At 42.3% G+C, this 1,529-nt stretch carries 1 protein-coding gene; it reads right to left on the reverse strand.

The window, feature by feature from the left end; translation table 11 throughout:
* Positions 1-454: 454 nt before the first annotated feature.
* The gene (locus MHN02_RS21405) at positions 455-1,504 is read right to left on the reverse strand and encodes an IS110 family transposase (protein ID WP_061485967.1); all 1,050 of its coding nucleotides are present in this window, start codon (positions 1,502-1,504) and stop codon (positions 455-457) included.
* Between the last annotated feature and the right edge of the window lie 25 nt (positions 1,505-1,529).

Here is a 1,529-nt window from a genome sequence, read left to right on the forward strand (position 1 = left end):
ACCTAACACATATGAGCCTCCGGGCTGTCAATGAAAAAAGATAGTCCTTTGACCACTATTTCAAGATCAATACCGTTGCCTTTTTAGAACTCGTTTACTTCGTTTGTCATGGCTGATGTTAGGCAAATCGCCTACGTCAAACACATATAGAGGCTCTTGTTGTTGCTCTTTTCAATTCCTTTTGACTGGCAACGGCACTAGACATTCATCGGTTAACCTTCCTCTGTCCTATTCAAAGCTAAGTGGCTGCATTGACCAGTTAGTATCAGGTTCAGTGAAGGTGTAAGCAAATTCATAAAAAGGTAGTGATGCGCAACAGTGACATGTCTAATCAAACCAACAGGTTCTGGCATGCAGGTATATTTATCGATGCTGCTTTTGCGGAGTACTGCGCGATAAAAAAGATACTCACCATTAAACCAGTTAGACGTTTAAGCTCATGCCACCGTGCGACTTACCCGTTTAAAAAGCGTTCTTCATCGAATACCTGCTGATTCTTCAACATAAAATAAGTACACCGCCCGATTTTGTGAGCGAGTGCAGATAAAGCCTTCGCCTTGCTCATTCTCTTTTGAAGCTTTGCTAAATACCGTTTGGCGTTGTCATTACCTTTAAGGTACAACACCGCTGCTTCACTAAATGCCCATTTCAAATGTGCATTGCCAATCTTATTCCCCTGCGTACCGTGTGTTTTACCGGCCGACTCAGCTTTGCATTTTACTAACCGTGAATACGAGGCAAACTTTTGAACTGATGAAAACCGCTTAATATCACCAACTTCATACAAAATGGTGAGGGCTAGAATTTTCCCAATACCTGGAAACGACTTGAGAATATGTAAATCTGTAGCGCAGTGTGTCTGTGCCTGAGTCTTTACATAATGTTCAATCTTGTAGAGCTCACTCACCATGGTTTCGATAATGTTTAGGTTTAAATCCATGCTCTTCTGCACTGCTTCGTCTGGAAAAAAGTGGCGCATCTTTTCTCTATCAGGAGAGTTTCTTAGATCTAACCGCGTTTCTAATACGGGTAAGTTGTATTGACTGACTGTGCTGGCAACATGCGCTTTCAGCTGGGCACTCATTCGCATTATGTGCGTGCGCCGACGCAGCGCATCACGAATTGAGCGATGCTCCTTTGAATAAGCATGCGCGAGAGGGAAATTCCCTCCCCGCATTAGCTTCGCTATCTTTAGCGCGTCTATTTTATCGTTTTTCGTTTTACCGGCATGTATCGCTTTCATGTAAAGCGCGTGGCCAAGAATAAAATCAATATTGTGCTCTTCACAAAAGTCAGACACCCAATACCAACAGTGCATACATTCCACACCAACAACGATATTGCCTAGATATGGTTTTAGAAGCGCTAACAGTTTATCGGGTGAATCATCGATTTTTTCGTGAACGAGAATGTTGTTTTCATTATCAATGATGCAGACATAGAGCAGTCTTGTGTGAAGATCGATTCCACAATAGTACGGATGTGTATTAGTATAAAAGTTCATTGAGTTTTCTCCCTTGGTTTGGTCG

Origin of the sequence: Alteromonas sp. CNT1-28 (genome assembly GCF_022348345.1) — a bacterium.
Classification (GTDB): domain Bacteria; phylum Pseudomonadota; class Gammaproteobacteria; order Enterobacterales; family Alteromonadaceae; genus Alteromonas; species Alteromonas macleodii.